This is a genomic window from Jannaschia sp. R86511 (genome assembly GCF_042466345.1).
In the GTDB taxonomy this organism is placed as follows: Bacteria; Actinomycetota; Actinomycetes; order Actinomycetales; family JBBAYJ01; genus Aquipuribacter.
In genome coordinates this window covers 4,131,781-4,148,246 of sequence record NZ_JAXHCD010000001.1, presented here as the reverse complement: position 1 = coordinate 4,148,246, position 16,466 = coordinate 4,131,781, and the positions used below count along the sequence as shown (strand labels likewise).

General features: G+C 76.0%; 15 protein-coding genes. 12 read left to right on the top strand and 3 right to left on the bottom strand.

What is annotated here, in order from left to right; all coding sequences use genetic code 11:
- Nucleotides 1-17: 17 nt before the first annotated feature.
- On the bottom strand, nucleotides 18-371 hold the full coding sequence (locus SJY06_RS19360) for a hypothetical protein (RefSeq protein WP_380169170.1): 354 nt from the start codon (nucleotides 369-371) through the stop codon (nucleotides 18-20).
- 552 nt (nucleotides 372-923) lie between these two features.
- Between SJY06_RS19360 and SJY06_RS19355 the strand changes: the two genes are divergently transcribed.
- Nucleotides 924-3,197, top strand: coding sequence for a putative bifunctional diguanylate cyclase/phosphodiesterase (locus tag SJY06_RS19355; protein ID WP_380169169.1), 2,274 nt, complete (start codon nucleotides 924-926; stop codon nucleotides 3,195-3,197).
- Nucleotides 3,191-3,889 carry a DUF5317 family protein gene (locus tag SJY06_RS19350; RefSeq protein WP_380169168.1) on the top strand — a complete coding sequence of 233 codons (699 nt, stop codon included), beginning with the start codon at nucleotides 3,191-3,193 and terminating at the stop codon, nucleotides 3,887-3,889. Before SJY06_RS19355 ends, SJY06_RS19350 begins: the two co-directional genes overlap by 7 nt.
- Here the strand turns inward: SJY06_RS19350 and SJY06_RS19345 are convergent.
- Nucleotides 3,784-4,992 (bottom strand): ABC transporter ATP-binding protein, encoded by a 1,209-nt coding sequence (locus tag SJY06_RS19345; RefSeq protein WP_380169167.1) that lies wholly within the window; start codon nucleotides 4,990-4,992, stop codon nucleotides 3,784-3,786. The two genes, SJY06_RS19350 and SJY06_RS19345, sit on opposite strands and share 106 nt — an antisense overlap.
- On the opposite strand from SJY06_RS19345, the gene SJY06_RS19340 reads away from it, so the two are divergent.
- The 10 genes from SJY06_RS19340 to nadC all read left to right on the top strand — a co-directional run bounded on the left by SJY06_RS19340 (nucleotide 4,981) and on the right by nadC (nucleotide 16,018).
- Entirely contained in the window at nucleotides 4,981-5,676 is a 696-nt protein-coding gene (locus SJY06_RS19340; RefSeq protein ID WP_380169166.1) for an ABC transporter permease, read from the top strand. The two genes, SJY06_RS19345 and SJY06_RS19340, sit on opposite strands and share 12 nt — an antisense overlap.
- A complete protein-coding gene (locus SJY06_RS19335) occupies nucleotides 5,673-6,398 on the top strand; it encodes an ABC transporter permease (RefSeq protein WP_380169165.1) in 726 nt (241 codons plus the stop codon). Before SJY06_RS19340 ends, SJY06_RS19335 begins: the two co-directional genes overlap by 4 nt.
- Nucleotides 6,399-6,635: 237 nt before the next feature.
- Nucleotides 6,636-7,631, top strand: coding sequence for an ABC transporter substrate-binding protein (locus SJY06_RS19330; protein ID WP_380169164.1), 996 nt, complete (start codon nucleotides 6,636-6,638; stop codon nucleotides 7,629-7,631).
- Nucleotides 7,632-7,814: 183 nt separating this feature from the next.
- A complete protein-coding gene (locus tag SJY06_RS19325) occupies nucleotides 7,815-8,660 on the top strand; it encodes a hypothetical protein (RefSeq protein WP_380169163.1) in 846 nt (281 codons plus the stop codon).
- A 131-nt stretch (nucleotides 8,661-8,791) separates the two neighbouring features.
- Nucleotides 8,792-9,298 carry a PH domain-containing protein gene (locus tag SJY06_RS19320; RefSeq protein ID WP_380169162.1) on the top strand — a complete coding sequence of 169 codons (507 nt, stop codon included), beginning with the start codon at nucleotides 8,792-8,794 and terminating at the stop codon, nucleotides 9,296-9,298.
- The gene (locus tag SJY06_RS19315) at nucleotides 9,295-10,929 is read left to right on the top strand and encodes a PH domain-containing protein (protein ID WP_380169161.1); all 1,635 of its coding nucleotides are present in this window, start codon (nucleotides 9,295-9,297) and stop codon (nucleotides 10,927-10,929) included. The genes SJY06_RS19320 and SJY06_RS19315 overlap by 4 nt, the downstream gene beginning before the upstream one ends.
- 512 nt (nucleotides 10,930-11,441) lie before the next feature.
- A complete protein-coding gene (locus tag SJY06_RS19310) occupies nucleotides 11,442-12,431 on the top strand; it encodes a Rossmann-like and DUF2520 domain-containing protein (protein ID WP_380169160.1) in 990 nt (329 codons plus the stop codon).
- A gap of 10 nt (nucleotides 12,432-12,441) precedes the next feature.
- Nucleotides 12,442-13,383: a pantoate--beta-alanine ligase gene (gene panC / locus SJY06_RS19305; RefSeq protein WP_380169159.1), complete on the top strand. Its 942-nt coding sequence runs from the start codon at nucleotides 12,442-12,444 to the stop codon at nucleotides 13,381-13,383.
- Complete coding sequence (locus tag SJY06_RS19300; protein ID WP_380169158.1) at nucleotides 13,380-15,107, top strand: L-aspartate oxidase; 1,728 nt, start codon at nucleotides 13,380-13,382, stop codon at nucleotides 15,105-15,107. Before panC ends, SJY06_RS19300 begins: the two co-directional genes overlap by 4 nt.
- Nucleotides 15,104-16,018, top strand: a complete 915-nt coding sequence (nadC, locus tag SJY06_RS19295) for a carboxylating nicotinate-nucleotide diphosphorylase (RefSeq protein ID WP_380169157.1) — start codon at nucleotides 15,104-15,106, stop codon at nucleotides 16,016-16,018. The genes SJY06_RS19300 and nadC overlap by 4 nt, the downstream gene beginning before the upstream one ends.
- A 13-nt stretch (nucleotides 16,019-16,031) precedes the next feature.
- Here nadC and SJY06_RS19290 read toward each other — a convergent pair whose 3' ends face one another.
- Nucleotides 16,032-16,349: an STAS domain-containing protein gene (locus SJY06_RS19290; protein ID WP_380169156.1), complete on the bottom strand. Its 318-nt coding sequence runs from the start codon at nucleotides 16,347-16,349 to the stop codon at nucleotides 16,032-16,034.
- Nucleotides 16,350-16,466 lie beyond the last annotated feature (117 nt).

Sequence of the window (16,466 nt, the reverse complement as noted above, 5' to 3'; positions counted from 1 at the left end):
TGACCCGGTCCCGACGGTCAGCGCCCGGCCCCGCCGTCCAGGGGGCCGTGCGCGCCGCCGTCCGCGCCACCGTCGGCCCCGCCGTCAGCGCCGCCATCGGCTCCGCCGTCTGCTCCGCCGTCAGCGCCGCCGTCAGCTCCGCCGTCGGCGCCACCGTCTGCTCCGCCGTCGGCCGGACCGTGGGCGCCACCGTCGGCCGGACCGTGCGCCCCGCCGTCGGCCCCGCCGTCTGCTCCGCCATCAGCGCCGCCGTCGTGCTCGCCGGGCACGCTGCCCGCGCCACCGTCGGCCGGACCGTGCGCGCCGCCGTCCGCGCCGCCGTCGGCCCCGCCGTCGCCACCGGTGGTCGTCATCTCGTCGTCGAGCGCCATGGTTCCTCCTCCGTCGTCGGGGCCGGACTCCTCCGGCCGCCCGTCCGCAGCATGGCCCCGGCGGCGGCCCGACGCGACCGGACGGGGACGAGTCCGGCGCGAGTCCCGGTCCGGAGCGTGACTGCCGTGCGTGATGTCACGGTCACGGTCACTGGCTGTGGCGGTGCGATCACTCGGGGCACGCCCGGGCACTCCGGACATCCCGGCGTCGGAGGGGTCACGACCAGTAACCATGGATGGGCAAAACCGCAGGTCAGAGGGGGTTAAGCCGTTCGGGTGGCCAAATTCGGGACAGTGGACGGCCACGTTGAGTAAACGCTCAACTACTCGTGGCCAACACGGGCCGTCAGACAGGAGCACAGCATGAAGCGTCAGGATCTGAGGAGCACCATCGTCCGCGGCGTCGTCTCCGCCGCGTCCATCGTCACCCTGGCCTCGGTCGTCGGCGCCGGCGTCAAGTGGTGGTGACGTGACCACCGAGTCCGTGCCGCCTCACGGCGGTCGTGCGAGCCGGGACGACCGCGAGGTCCTGGCCCCCGGGTACAAGTGGACGTGAACCCTCCCCGGAGCGGGTCGGACGAGCGCCCGCAGCGCATCGGTGCGCTGCGGGCGCTCGTCCGGCTGCTCCCCGCCCCACCGGCCGCCCTGTCCGCCTACGCCTGGCTGGTGGGCGTGCTCGGGGTGGCCGGCACGGCGGTGGTGTGGTGGGTCGACCCGCCTTTCGCCCAGCTCGCCCACGAGCCGGCCCCGCTGCTGGTGCTCATGGGCTGCCTGGTCCTGGGCGAGCTGTTCCCCATCCCCGTGGCCCGGGGCGACGCGACCACGTCCAACGTGACGATCTCCACGACGTTCGCGGTCGCGCTGATCGTGCTCGGCCCGCTGTCCCTGGTGCTGCTGGCCCACCTGGTGGCGGTGTTCCTCGACGACCTGCGGGGCGGTCGCCGCCCGGTGCAGATGGCCTTCAACCTGGGCCAGTACGCGCTGTCGATCCTGGCGGCCCGCGCCGTCTTCGCCAGCACGAGCGGGGTGCCGCTGATGGCCGACTTCCGTCCGGCCGGCGGGGCCGACCTGCTGCCCGCCGTGCTGGCCGGGCTCGTCTTCGCCGTCGTCAACCACACCCTGGTCGGCGTCGTGGTGGCCCTGGCCACCGGCGTGCGGCTGACGCAGGCGCTCGGGGACGACCTGCGCTTCACCCTGGAGACGAGCGCCGTGCTGGTGGGCATGGCCCCGGTCGCCGCCCTCGTCGTCGTGGACGCGCCCCCGATGCTGCCGCTGGTCCTGCTGCCCATCATCGCCGTGCGGCGCAGCGCCCAGATGACCGCGTTGTCGGAGCAGCAGGCGCTGCGGGACCCCCTGACCGGCCTGGGCAACCGCACCAGCCTCCAGCTGCACCTGGCGCGGGTCCGCGCCACCCCGGGCCGGCCGGCGATCGGCATGCTCATCGTCGACCTGGACCACTTCAAGGACGTCAACGACAGCCTCGGCCACGACGTGGGCGACCGGCTGCTGGTCGAGGTGGCCGCCCGCCTGACGGCCGTGGCCCCCGACGACGCCCACGTGGCGCGACTGGGGGGCGACGAGTTCGCCGTCGTCGTGCAGATGGCCGACCGGGACACCGCCGTCGCCCAGGCCGAGGCCGTGGCCGGCCGCCTGCTGGAGGCCTTCGCCCGCCCGGTCGAGGTCGGCAGCACCCGCCTGGCCGTCCGGGGCTCGGTCGGCGTGGCCGTGGCCACGGACGCCGAGCAGGTGGCCGAGCTGCTCAAGCACGCGGACATCGCCCTGTACGAGGCCAAGACCGAGCGCGCCCGGCACGCGGTGTACGAGCCCCGCGACGACGACGTCGAGACCGAGCGGCTGACCCTGCTGGCCAACCTGAGCGAGGCGGTCGAGGCGGGCCGGCTGACCGTGGCCTACCAGCCGCAGGCCGACTGCCGGAGCGGCCGGGTCGTGTCCTTCGAGGCGCTGGTGCGCTGGGACGACCCCGCCCACGCCCACGTCGGGGCCGACACCCTGGTGCAGCTGGCCGAGAACGCCGGGTTCATCGACCAGGTGTTCGACCTGGTCCTGGAGCGGGCGCTGGCCGACCTGGCCACCTGGCGCGCGGCGGGCCACGACGTCTCGGTCGGGGTCAACGTGTCCGCCCGCCAGCTGTCCGACGAGGCCCTCGCGGAGCGGATCGCGACCCGGCTGCTGGCCCACCGGGTGCCGGCCGGGTCGCTGGTCGTGGAGGTGACCGAGAGCAGCCTGATGGTGGACGCCCGCCGGGCCGACGTCGTCCTGGCGTCCCTGCGCGCGCTCGGCGTGGTGCTGTCCATCGACGACTTCGGGACCGGCTACTCCTCGCTGGTCCGGCTCAAGCAGATCGACGTCGACGAGCTCAAGATCGACCAGGGGTTCATCGCGGACCTGTCCAACGGCGCGACCAACGACATGCTGCTGCGAACGATCATCGACCTGGCCGCCAACCTCGGTCTGGACGTGGTCGCCGAGGGCGTCGAGACCGAGTGGGCCGCGGCCACCCTGACCGCCATGGGCTGCGACCGGCTGCAGGGCTACCACCTGTCACGCCCCGTGCCCGCCGCGGAGGCCGTGGCCGTGCTGGAGAAGCAGGCGCGCGACGACGCCCCCGTCCCCGGCTGGGCCGTCAGCTCGGAGGCCCGGCGCCCGGCGCTGCGCCTGGCCCCGGACCTCCTGGACGAGGTCCGCGCGACCGCCGGCGGCGACGCCCCCGCAGAGGCGGCGGACCCGGCCCCCGCCGGGGCCCCCGCACCGCGGGACCGCCGCCCCACCACCGGTGTCGACGTTCTCGGAGGCGTCCCGTGCTGATCACCGTCCTGGTCCTGCTCGCGGTCGTGACCGTGCCCCTGACCGGGGGCACCTACCGGGGCCTCGCCGCCACCACCTGGCGCTGGTCGTGGCTGCTGCCGCTGGTGCTCCTCACCCAGCTCGTGCTGCTGCAGACCGCCTGGGTGCCCGCGGCCGTGGCCCCGGCGGTCCACGTGGGGTCCTACCTGCTGGCGGCCGGGTTCATCGTGGCCAACCTGCGCGTGACGGGTCTGTGGCTGCTGGCCCTAGGGGCGTTGGGCAACGGCGTGGCGATCGTGGCCAACGGCGGCACCATGCCCGCCTCGCCGGAGGCGCTGCGCGTGGCCGGGATCCAGGGGGAGACCGGGTTCGTCAACTCCGCCTCGACGCAGGACGCCCGGCTCGGCTGGCTGGGCGACGCCCTCGCGGTTCCCGCGTCCTGGCCGCTGGCCAACGTCTTCAGCGTGGGCGACGTGCTGATCGTCGTCGGGGCGGCCTGGGTGGCTCACGCCGCCGCCCGGCGGGGCGCGGGGCGGGCGGCGGTGGCCGGGTCGGACGCGACCGGGTCGGATGCGATCGGGCCCGAGCAGACCGGGCCCGAGGTCGGTCAGCCCGCGACGGCCCTGACGGACGGCAGCTCGCCGTCGACCCGGTCCGGCAGCAGCCGCCGCAGCGCCGCGTGCACCGACTCCGGGGTCAGCACCCCGACGTAGCGGTCGTCGTCGAGGACCGGCAGCCAGCCGGCGTCGTGGGCGACGATCTCGCTGAACCCCGTCTTGAGGCTGTCCCGGACGTCGACCGTGTCGTCGAAGCGGCGCCGGACCTCGCCCACCGTCTGCCCGCGCTGCAAGGTCTTCTGCGACACCCAGCCGCGCAGGTCGTCGCCGTCCAGCACGATGGCGAAGTCCAGGTCGTGGCTGGCCAGCACCTGCAGCGCGTGGTCGGTGGTGTCGCTGACCTGCAGCGTGGGCGGGTGGATCAGGTCCTCGGTCTGGATCGGGGTCACCGCCAGGCGGCGCAGGCCCCGGTCGCTGCCGACGAAGGACGCCACGAAGTCGGTCGCCGGGGCCCCGAGGACCACCGCCGGCGAGTCGTACTGCTCCAGCACACCCCCCACGCTGAGCACGGCGATCCGGTCCGCGATCCGCACGGCCTCGTCGATGTCGTGGGTGACCAGCAGCACCGTGGTGCCCAGGCGCTGCTGCAGCCGCCGGAACTCCAGCTGCAGCCGGTCGCGCACCTGCGGGTCGACGGCGCCGAACGGCTCGTCCATCAGCAGGACGGGCGGGTCGACGGCCAGCGCACGGGCCACGCCGACGCGCTGGCGCTGCCCGCCCGACAGCTCGTGGGGGTAGCGGGGGCCGTGCACCTCGGCGTCCAGGCCCACCAGGCCGAGCAGCTCGTCGGTGCGGGTGCGGGTGCGCTTCTTGTCCCAGCCCAGCAGGCGGGGGACCGTCGCGACGTTGTCCCGGACCGACCGGTGCGGGAACAGCCCGCCGGACTGGATGACGTAGCCGATGCCCCGGCGCATCTTCGGCCCGTCGGCGTGGATGACGTCGGTGCCGTCGACCTCGATCGACCCGCTGCTGGGCTCGATCAGGCGGTTGACCATGCGCAGGATGGTCGACTTCCCGCAGCCCGACGGGCCGACGAGGGCCACGAGCTCGCCGCGGCGCACCTCGAGGTCGAGGGAGTCCACCGCGACCGTCCCGTCGCCGTACTGCTTGCGCACGCCGGCCAGCCGGATCATCGGCTCGCCGTCGTGACCGGGCGAGGTCGAGATCGTGCCGGTAGCGTCGTCACGGTGCTGGTCCACCCGATGAGCGTCGCCGAGTCCTGCCTGCAGCGCAACGCGTGGATCTGCCCGGAGTACGTGACGACCCGGCAGGACCTCCTGCTCGACGCGCTGGGTCAGCACCTGCTGCTGACGTTCTCCGCCGTCGCCCTGGGCCTGCTGGTCGCACTGCCCGTCGGTGTCCTCGCAAGCCGGTCCACGGCGGTGGAGACCGTGGCCTCGGGCGTGGCCACCGTGCTCTACACGATCCCGTCGCTGGCCATGTTCCCCCTGCTGCTCGCGCTGGGGCTGAGCTTCGGGCCGGGCGTGGTCGTCGTGGGCCTGGCCATCTACAGCCTGGGCATCCTGCTGCGGAACATCGTGGTGGGGCTGCAGGGGGTGCCGGACGACACCCTCGACGCGGCAACCGGCATGGGCCTCAGCCCGCGCCGGACGCTGTGGAGCGTCGAGCTGCCCCTCGCGCTGCCGGCCATCCTCGCGGGGGTGCGGATCGCCACGGTGTCGACCGTCGCGCTGGTGACGGTCGGTGGCCTGTTCGGCTTCGGCGGGCTCGGCAACCGCATCATCCTGGGGCTCAACAGCCGGTTCAACGCCGAGGTCCTCACGGCCACCGTGATGGTGGTGGTGCTGGCCCTGGTCCTGGACGGTGTGCTGCTGCTGGCCGAGAGACGCCTCACGCCCTGGGTGCGGGGGAGGACGGCGTGAACGACTCGATCCTGCTCGCCGCCCTCGGCTGGTTGACCGACCCCGCCAACTGGCAGGGCGACTCGGGCATCCCGACCCGGTTGTGGGAGCACGTGTGGGTCTCGGGGCTCAGCGTGCTCATCGCCGCTCTGCTCGCGCTGCCCGTGGCCTTGGTCCTGGGGCACCTGGGCCGTGGCGGGGCGCTCGCGTCGACGGTGGCCAACCTCGGGCGGGCCGTGCCGACCCTCGCCGTCCTCGTGATCCTCGTGCTCTCGCCCGAGCCTTTCGGGCTGGCCAACGTCGTCACCTGCACCGTCGTCGCGTTGGTCCTGTTCGCGGTCCCCCCCATCCTGACCAACGCCTACGCGGGCATGCGGGCCGTGGACCAGGACCTGGTGGAGGCGGCGCGGGGGATGGGGCTGACTCCCTCGCAGGTGCTGTTCCGGGTCGAGCTCCCGCTCGCGGTCCCGCTCGTGGTGGCCGGGTTGCGCATCGCGACGGCCCAGGTGATTGCGACCGCGACCATCGCCGCGATCATCGCCGGGCCGGGGCTGGGCCGGTTCATCACCGCGGGCCTGGGCAACCAGGACACCCCCCAGCTGATCGGCGGCGCGGTCCTGGTGGCCGTGTTCGCCGTCCTGGTCGAGGTGGCCTTCCAGCTGCTCCAGCGTCGCGTCACCCCGGCCCGGAGCAGCCGCGAGGTCGCCGAGGACGAGGTCCAGATCCCTGCCGCGCTCCGCTGACCGCCCCGCACGGGTCCCGCGGCGCCGATCCGTCACCGGATCGTGACCCGATCCCGGCCCTCACCGGGATGCGGCTGTCGGTGCCGGGGGTTAGACATTCGTAGCCCCGGCACGGCCGGGGTCGCTGCACCGACGTGACCGCCCCTCGGCGGCACGCACCGGCACGCCGACGCGCGCCGCGGACCTGTTCTGCCAGACACGCGGGGACACCCCCGGGACACAGAAGGCGATACCCCCATGACGACAGCCATCCTCCGCCGTGCGCTCCTGCCGGCCGCCCTGGTCGCCTCGCTGGCCCTGTCGGCCTGCGGCTCCGGCGACCCCCTCGCCGAGGACTCGGCGGCCCCCGGCGGCGACGCCGCCGGTGACAGCGCCTCCGACCCGGCCGCCGCCCCCGCGGGGGCGATCGTGGTCGGCGGCGCCAACTTCACCGAGATGCAGGTGATGGAGGAGATGTACGGCGCCCTGCTGACCGACGCCGGCTACGAGGTCGAGATCATCTCCTCCGACTCCCGCGAGATCTACGGCCAGGCGCTGATCGACGGCGACATCGACGTGGTGCCCGAGTACGCGGCGACCATGGCCGAGTTCCTCAACCGCGAGGTCAACGGGGCCGAGGCCGAGCTGGTCGCCACCAGCGACGCCGCCGAGACCGTCGCCGCCATGGAGCCGCTGGCCACCGAGCTGGGCCTGGTCGTGGCCGAGCCCGCCGAGGCCGCCAGCCAGAACGGCTACGCGATCCTCGAGACCGTGGCCACGGAGAACGACATCACCACGCTGTCGGACTTCGCCGCGTTCCAGCCGGACATCGTGCTGGCCGCCACCGAGGAGTGCGGCACCCGGCCGTTCTGCCAGCCGGGTCTGCAGGACACCTACGGCTTCGCCATCAGCGAGGTCCTGCCGCTGGGCTTCGGCAGCCCGCAGGCCAAGGCGGCCGTCGTCCAGGGCCAGGCCGACATGGCCCTGGTCGGCACCACCGACGCCACGCTCGAGGCCGACGGCCTCGTGCTGCTCGAGGACGACCAGGCCCTGCAGCTGGCCGACAACCTCGTGCCGGTGCTCAACGCCGCCTCGGCCGAGGACGCCACCCTCGTCGAGACCCTCAACGTGCTCGCCCCGGTCCTGACGACCGAGGACCTGGCCGAGCTGAACCGCCGCGTGGACGCCGACCGCGAGCTGCCGGCCGACGTCGCCACGGACTACCTGACCGAGGCCGGCCTGATCGGCGGCTGATCGAGCACCAGCAGCGAGGGCCCGCCGCCGTCGGGGAGGACGCACCCGTCCCTCCCCGGCGTGGCGGGCCCTCTGCGTGTGGTCACCCCCCGTAACCTCCACGTCGTGTCCGGTAGGCATCGAGCTCTGACGCGTCGACCCTGGTGGCAGGTCCTCCTGGCCCCCCGTCGGCGCGGCCTCGCCGTGCGCGGACCGGGGACGCGCCCGGCGGCCGGCATCGGTTCGGTGCTGCTGCTGGCCTCCACCGGGGTCGCCGGCGTGCTGGTCGGCTCGACCGTCGACGCCGGGGCCGGCACCGCGATCATGGTCGGCGCGTCCCTGCTGCCCTCGGCCGTGCTGGGGTCCCGGCTGGTGCGCGCCCGCACCGACCTGGCCCACGAGTCCTGGCTGCGGCACCGCCTCGCCGGCGAGGTCGCGGTGTCCGACGACCAGCTGCGCCGCCTCGCCGACCGGGTCGAGGCCCTGACCGACCGCTCCAGCGACCACGCCGCGGAGCTCGAGCGGACCCGGGTCCAGCTGCGTCGCGCGCGGGTGGAGCTCGCCACCTCCCGGGCCGTGCTGGCCGGGGTGCGCGAGCAGGTGGCGCGGGCCCGCTCGGCCACGCAGGTCGCCACCGCCTCGCGTGACGACGCCCGCTCGCTGGCCAACGCCGCCCGGGCCGAGGCCGAGGCGGCGGCCGCCACCGCCCGCCGGGCCGAGGCGGCCCTGGCCCGGGCCGAGGCCGGCGTCCGCGACCCGTGGCCCGCGCCGGCCCAGGTCGTCGGGCAGCGCAGCTTCGCCAGCGTCGACCTGCGGGTCTTCGACGCCTTCGCCGAGGCGGACCTGGCCGCCGACGACGCCGTGCTGGACGCGCCGGCCCGTCGCGGTCGGCACGCCGCCGGGCCCGCCCTGGACCCGGTCGCCGACGCGACCCGCGCGGCCCGCCGGGCGGAGCACGAGGCCGCCACCGCGGCCCGGGCGGTCCCGACGCGGACCGTCGCGGCCGGCGGTGCGGGCCTGCGCGGGTCCGGCGCCCGCGACGTGGCCTGACGAACCCAGGCCTGACGAACCCAGGCCTGACGAACCCAGGCCTGACGGACGTGGCCTGACGGACGTGGCCTGACCAGCCGGGGCCGCGGGTCGGGTCCGTGGCCGGCCGTCGCGTGCGGGAGGATCGGGACATGGACGTCGAACCGGACCGCGTCGAGGAGCCCTTCGACCCACAGGGCGTGCGCTTCAAGCGGGTCAGCCCCAGGCTGACCTGGGTGCGGCTCGCCGGCGCCGGTGTCCTGGCCCTGGTCGGCGTGGTCGTCGCCGTCGTGCTGTGGCTGCTGCTGGACACCCGCTGGCCGCTGTGGGTGGCGGTGCCGCCGGTGCTCAGTGCGGTCGTGGCCGTCGTCGTCGTGCCCCGTCAGGTCCGGGCCATCGGCTACGCCGAGCGCGAGGAGGACCTGATCGTGCGCCGCGGCGTGCTGTTCCGCTCCCTGACCGTCGTCCCCTACGGCCGGATGCAGTACGTCGACGTCACCGCGGGGCCGGTCGACCGCGCCCTGGGCCTGGCCACGGTCCGGCTGCACACCGCCAGCGCGGCCACCGACGCCACGGTGCCGGGTCTGACCGCCGACGCCGCCGCCCTGCTGCGCGACCGGCTCACGGCCGCGGGGCAGGCCCGCCTGGCGGGGCTGTGAGCGCGCCCGAGGAGGTCCGCGCGCCCCGGATCCCGCTGCAGCGCCTGCACCCGGTCTCGCCCCTGGTCCGCGGCTGGGCCGCCCTGCTCGTCGGTCTCGCGATCGTCGTCGAGGGGATCGTGCCCGGCGAGGGCTACGGCCCCGACATCGGGTTCCTCGGCGGTCTGGGCGTCCAGCTGGGCGGGGTGCTGGCGATCGCGGTGCTCGTCGTCATCGGCAACGTCATCGCCTGGTTCTTCACCCGGTACTCCGTCGACGACGACGCCGTCCACCTCAACAGCGGCGTGCTGAGCCGCACCCAGCGCCAGGCCCGCCTCGACCGGCTGCAGGCCGTGGACGTGGTCCAGCCGCTCATCGGCCGGCTGTTCGGCCTGGCCGAGCTGCGCATCGAGGTCGCGGGCGGCTCCGACTCGCAGGTCCGGCTGCGCTACCTGAAGGAGGCCGAGGCGCAGCGGCTGCGCAACGCGCTCCTGGCGGCGGCGGCGGGAGTCGACTACGAGACCGAGGAGGCGCCCGAGGCGCCCGAGCGCGAGGTCCTCCTCGTCCCCCCGGGGCGGCTCGTGGCCGGGACGGCGCTGACCGGCACCGTCATCGCCCTCGTCGTCGGCGCCGTCGTGCTGCTCGGTGGTCTGACGGTCGCCGCGCTGCTGCCGGGGGTGCCGCTGCGGGCGGTCCTGGCCCCGATGGCCGGGGTCGGTCCGGGTGCCGTGGTCGTCATCGTGTTCACGGTGGCCAACCAGTTCGCCAAGTCCTTCAACTTCCGCCTCGCCGAGTCCCCCGACGGCCTGCGGGTGCGCGCCGGGCTGACCGAGACCCGCTCCGCGACGGTGCCGCCGGGACGCGTCCAGGCCGTGCTCGTAAGCCAGTCGTGGCTGTGGCGCCGGTTCGACTGGTGGCACGTCAAGGTCAACATCGCGGGCTACGCCGCGGCCGACGCCCAGCAGTCCTCCAGCGCCGTCCTGCTGCCCGTCGGTACCCGCGAGGACGTTCGCGCCCTGCTGGCCCTGGTCGTGTCCGGCAGCCCGGGCCCGGACGGGTCACCGCGCCCGGCCGTGGCCGACGACGTGCTCGACCGGGCGCTGTCGGGCTCCGGCGACGAGGGCGGGTTCGTCACCGTGGACCGGCGCGCGCGCTGGCTGGACCTGCTGGCCTGGCGCCGGACCGGTTACGCCGTGACCGACCGGGTGCTGCTGGCCCGGACGGGGCTGCTCAACCGCTCCCTGGTCGTGGTCCCGCACGAGCGGACCCAGAGCCTGGGGCTGGCCCAGGGCCCGCTGCAGCGCCGGCTGGGCGTCGTCACCTTCCGGCTGCACTCCACGCCCGGACCGGTCGACCCCGTGGTGCCGCACCTGAGCGAGGTGGAGGGTGCCCGGCTGCTGCGGGAGCAGGGGGCCCGGGCGCGCGCGGCCCGGGCCGCGTCCGGACCGGAGCGGTGGATGCGGCGCGAGCGCTCAGCAGCGGGGGTTGGTCTCGGCGCGGACCAGCAGCCCGTCGGCGTACTCGAAGGAGACCGCGGTCCCGTCGAGGGAGGGGTCGGCCAGGAACGTGTCGAGGTCGACCCGGTCGCTGGTGATGCTGGGGCCGGCCTCGGCGGCGACGCAGGTGGTCACGAAGAACCGCGCCTCCGGTGACACGCCCACCTCGTAGAACTGCTCGCGCTGGTTGCTGAACACCTCCCCGTCGTCCACCCGCACCGGGGTGCCCTGCTCGGCCAGCTCCGCGTCGTCCACCCCCGCCACCGTCAGCCGGTCGAGGGTGAGCACGGTGCCGTCCGGGGTGTCGGTGCGCTCGCCCAGGTAGCCGACGTCGTAGGTCCGCTCCTGCCGGGGCAGGGCGGCCGGGTCGCCCGACGGGGTGGCCGAGGCGGCGTCGCCCGACGGCTCCGAGGCCGGCGCCGACGGTGGGGCCGTGGCCTCTCCCGTCGCCGGGGCGGTTCCCGTGGCCGGGGCGGCGGCCTGCACGGACGGCGTGGCCGTCACCGTCACGGTGGCCGGGGTGACGACGGTGCCCCCGGAGGCGTTGCAGCCGCTCAGCAGGGCCACCGCGGCCAGGGGCGGCAGCACGCGGGCCGCGCGGGGGAGCCCGGACGCCCGTCTCGTCGTGATCATGGCCGACATGCTGGCACGGCGTAGGGTGCGCCGACGTGGACGAGCAGGGGTCGCGGGCCGGGACCGGTGACGGTCGGCTGGGTGTCGGGGTGATCGGCGCGGGCCGCGTGGGGTCGGTGCTGGCCTCGGCGCTGCGGGCCACGGGGCACGCGGTCGTGGGCGCCTCCGGGGTGAGCGAGGCCAGCCGGGAGCGGATCGACACGCTGCTGCCCGGGGTGCCGCGGCTGCCCGTGCCCGAGGTGGTCCGGCGGGCCGAGCTGGTGCTGCTGGCCGTGCCCGACGACGCGCTGCCAGACCTGGTCGCCGGGCTCGCCGCGACCGGCGCCTGGCAGGTGGGCCAGCTGCTCGTGCACACCTCCGGCCGCTACGGCACGGCCGTCCTGGCCCCGGCGGCCGGGGCCGGCGCGATCGGCCTGGCGGTCCACCCGGCGATGACCTTCACCGGCACCAGCCTCGACCTGGCCCGCCTGCCCGGCTCGACCATGGCCGTGACCGCCCCGGCCGCCGTGCTGCCCGTGGCGCAGGCGCTGGTCATCGAGATGGGGGCCGAGCCCGTCGTGGTCCCGGAGCACGCCCGCACGGCGTACCACGCGGCGCTGGCCCACGCCTCGAACCACGTCGTCACGGTCCTGGCCCAGGCCCGGCAGGTGCTGGCCGACGCCGGGGTCGAGGCCTCGGCCGCGCTGCTCGGCCCGCTGGTCCAGGCCGCGGTCGACAACGCGGTCCGGCTCGGCGACACGGCCCTGACCGGTCCCGTGCAGCGCGGCGACGAGGGCACGCTCGCCGCCCACCTGCAGGTCCTGGCGGCCGGGGACGTCGACCGTCGCGCGCACGAGGCGGTCGCCCCGACCTACCGGGCGCTGGCGCGGGCGACGCTCGACCGGGCCCGGGTCCAGGGCCGGCTGGGCGAGGCGGTCGCCGACCGGCTCGAGGCCGTCCTGGCCCGCGAGGCCGGGACCGACGAGGGCACCGACGCAGGGACCGACGCAGGGACCGACGCAGGGACCGGTGACGGGCGCGGGTAGCGTGATCCGGATGGGTGGTGCTGCCGTGCCTGACACGGCCGAGAGAGCCGTCGGGGCCGGCGCGTCCGGCCCGCTCCTGGTCACCGACCGGGCCGGGCTGGCATCGGCCCGGGCCGCGCTGACCGGCCGGGTCGCGGTGGTCATGACCATGGGCGCGCTGCACGACGGTCACCGCTCGCTGCTGCGGCTGGCCGCCGAGCAGGCCGACCACGTCGTGGTCACCGTGTTCGTCAACCCGCTGCAGTTCGGCCCGGGCGAGGACCTCGACGCCTACCCGCGCACCCTGGAGCACGACCTGGCCGTGTGCGCCGAGGCGGGCGTCGACCTGGTCTTCGCGCCGTCCGCTCGGGAGGTGTACCCCGAGGGCGAGCCGCAGGTCCGGGTCCGGGCCGGCGCCCTGGGCGAGGTCTGGGAGGGCCGCAGCCGGCCCGGGCACTTCGACGGTGTCCTGACCGTCGTCATGCTGCTGCTGCACCTGGTACGCCCGGACGCCGCGGTGTTCGGGCGCAAGGACCGGCAGCAGCTGGCCCTGGTGCAGCGCATGGTCGCCGACCTGGCCGTCCCGGTCCGCGTCGTGCCCGGTGACACCGTCCGGGAGCCCGACGGCCTGGCCCGCTCCAGCCGCAACGCCTACCTGCGCGGCGCCGACCGGGACCGGGCCGCGGCGATGCCCCGGGCCGGGCGGGCCGCCGTGGCCGCGGCCCGCGCGGGGGCAGCTGCGGCCGAGGTCGTCGCCACCGCCGCGGACGCGCTCGACGTCCCCGGGGTCTCGGTCGACTACTGCGCCCTGGTCGGGCCGCAGGACCTCGCCGTGGTGGCCGACGACCACACCGGCCCCGCGGTGCTGCTGCTCGCCGCGCGGGTGGGCGGCACCCGGCTGATCGACAACGTCGACCTGGTCGTGGGTCCCGGCGACGGCGGACCCGTGGTCGACGTGCGGGGCCCGGCGTGAGGCACGTCCCCCGGCGGCTCGTCACCGGCACCGCCACCGAGGCGCCGGGGACCGACGTCGTGGTCGTGGGTTCGGGCATCGCCGGGCTCACCGCCGCGCTGGCCCTGTCCGAGCACGGCCTGGCCGTCACGCTGGTCACCAAGACGGTCGTGGCCAGCGGCTCGACCCGCTGGGCGCAGGGCGGCATCGCGGCGGCCATGGCCCCCACCGACTCCCCGGACGCCCACTTCGCCGACACCATGGCCGCCGGCGGCGGGCTGTGCGACCCGGCCGCGGTGCGCGTCCTGGTCGACGACGGCCCGCGCCGGCTGCGGGGCCTGGTCAGCCTGGGCGCCCGCTTCGACCTGGACCTCGACGGGCAGATCGCCCTGACCCGCGAGGGCGGGCACGGCGCTGACCGGATCGCCCACGCCGGCGGCGACGCCACCGGCGAGGAGATCTCCCGCGCCCTGACCGCCGCCCTGGAGGGCGTCACCGCCGACGAGCGGGTCCGCCTGCTCGAGCACACCTTCGCCGTCGACGTGCTGACCGACGCCCACGGTGCGGCCTGCGGCGTGCTCGTCGCCGGGCCCGAGGGCACGCGGCGGCTGCCGGCCCGGGCCGTGGTGCTGGCCAGCGGCGGCATCGGCCAGGTGTACCGCTCGACCACCAACCCGCCCGAGGCCACGGCCGACGGCGTCGCCCTCGCGCTGCGGGCCGGGGCCGAGCTCGCCGACCTCGAGTTCGTCCAGTTCCACCCCACGGTGCTGTGGCTGGGCGGCGGGGCCCGCGGCCAGCAGCCGCTGATCTCCGAGGCGCTGCGGGGCGAGGGAGCCGTGCTGCTCGACGAGCGCGGCCACCGGTTCATGCCCGACCTGGACCCCCGCGGCGAGCTGGCCCCGCGCGACGTCGTGGCCCGGGGCATCGTCGACCGGATGCAGCTGACCGGCTCCGACCACGTCCTGCTCGACGCCCGCCACCTGGGCGCGGAGTTCCTGGGCCGGCGCTTCCCCAGCATCGTCCGGCGTCTGGCCGAGCACGGCTTCGACCTGGCCGCCGACCCCGTGCCGGTGGCCCCGGCCCAGCACTACCACTCCGGCGGCGTCGTCACCGACCTGCTGGGCCGCTCCGGGGTGGCCGGGCTGTACGCGGTGGGTGAGACCGCGTGCACCGGGGTGCACGGCGCCAACCGGCTGGCGAGCAACTCGCTGCTGGAGGGCCTGGTGTTCGCGGCCCGCCTCGCCGACGACATCGCCGCGCGGCTGCGCCTCGGCGAGCTCGCCCCCGGCGCGGCCGTCGAGCGCGGCGGCCCCGCCGGGCTGGTGCCGGCCACGGCGCGGTCCCGGGTGCAGCGGGCGGCCTCGTCCGGGCCCGGCGTGCTGCGCGACGCCGCCGGCCTGGCGGCGGCCGGGCGGGCGCTGGCCGACGTCGTGACCGACGCCCACCACCACGAGGGCGTCAGCGCCCGGGTGGACCGGCCCGAGTGGGAGGCCGCCAACCTGCACACCCTCGCGGTCGCGCTCACCGAGGCCGCCCTGCTCCGCACGGAGTCGCGCGGCGGGCACGTGCGCCGGGACTTCCCGGCCGAGGACCCGGCCTGGCGCCGTCACGTCGTGGTCCGGGCCGACGCCGACGGTGGGCTCGTGCTCACCGAGCGCGAGGTCCGCGGGGCGGTCGACCGGGCCGGCGCCGGGCCCGCGGGACCGGGTGCGGGGTCCGACGCGCGTCGCGGGGCGGGCGCATGAGCGGGGGCACGACGGGACCTGCCGGTCCGACGGCCGAGGAGCTGCGGCGCCTGGTCCGGGTGGCCCTGGACGAGGACCTGGGGGGCGACCCCGGCGAGGACGTCACCACCGCGGCCACCGTCGACGCCACCGCGACCGCCGTGGTCGAGGTCCGGGCCCGCGAGGCGGGGGTGCTGGCCGGTCAGGTGGTCTGGTCCCCGCTGCTGGCCGAGGCCGCACGGCGGCTCGGCCAGCCCGTCCCGGTGGTCGAGCTGCTGGCCTCCGACGGCGACCCGGTGCAGCCGGGTGACGTCGTGGCCCGGCTGTCCGGTCCGGTCCGCACCCTGCTGGTGGCCGAGCGGACCGGGCTCAACCTGGTGGGCCGGGCCTGCGGCGTGGCCACGGCCACGCGCCGGTGGGTGGACGTGCTGGCCGGCACCGGGGTGAGCGTGCTCGACACCCGCAAGACCACCCCGGGCCTGCGGGCGTGGGAGAAGTACGCCGTGCGCTGCGGCGGCGGGGTCAACAAGCGGTTCGGCCTGCACGACGTGGCCATGGTCAAGGACAACCACGCGGCCGCGGCCGGGTCCGTGGTGGCCGCCTACCGCGCCGTGCGCAGCGCTCGCCCCGACGTCACGGTCGAGGTCGAGGTCGAGTCCACCGCCGTCGCGCTCGCGGTGGTGCGTGCGGGCGGCCGGTTCCTGATGTGCGACAACATGACCACCGAGGAGCTGACGGCCACCGTGCGGGCGGTGCGGGCCCTGGTCGCCGAGCTCGACGGGCCCGAGGGCCGGGTCGAGCTAGAGGCCACCGGCGGCCTGACGCTCGGCCGCGCCCCCGAGGTGGCGACCACCGGGGTCGACCACGTGTCGGTGGGCGCGCTCACCCACTCCTCGCCACAGCTGGACGTCGGGCTGGACTGGGTCGGCTGAGCCGGTCCGGTCGTCAGTCGATCGGGCGGGCGGAGGCCATCCGCGGGATCCGGCCGCGCAGCTGGTTGGGGGTGTTGAGCAGCCGCACCTTCCACCGCCGGTGCAGCCCGACGATGAAGTCAAGCCCGGCGCCCTCGATGGCGTCCACCTCGTCGAGGTCGACGACCACGCGGCTCAGGACCATGGACTCGACGTCGGCCAGCGCGCCGGCCAGCCGCGGTGCGGCCCGGTCGTCGAGCACGCCGTACAGGCGCACCACGACCTGGGTCCCCACGCGCTGCACGACCACGTCGCAGGAGTCCTCGCGCGGCGAGGGTACGGATCCCTGCACGTCGGTCTCACCTCCGTCGTCCGGTCGTCGTCGTCCGGTCTACCCGCAGACCCGGGGGCCCGGATGCGGCTGTCGTCCCGCAGTCTGCCTCACATCGTGACCTGGGTCACCGTCCCC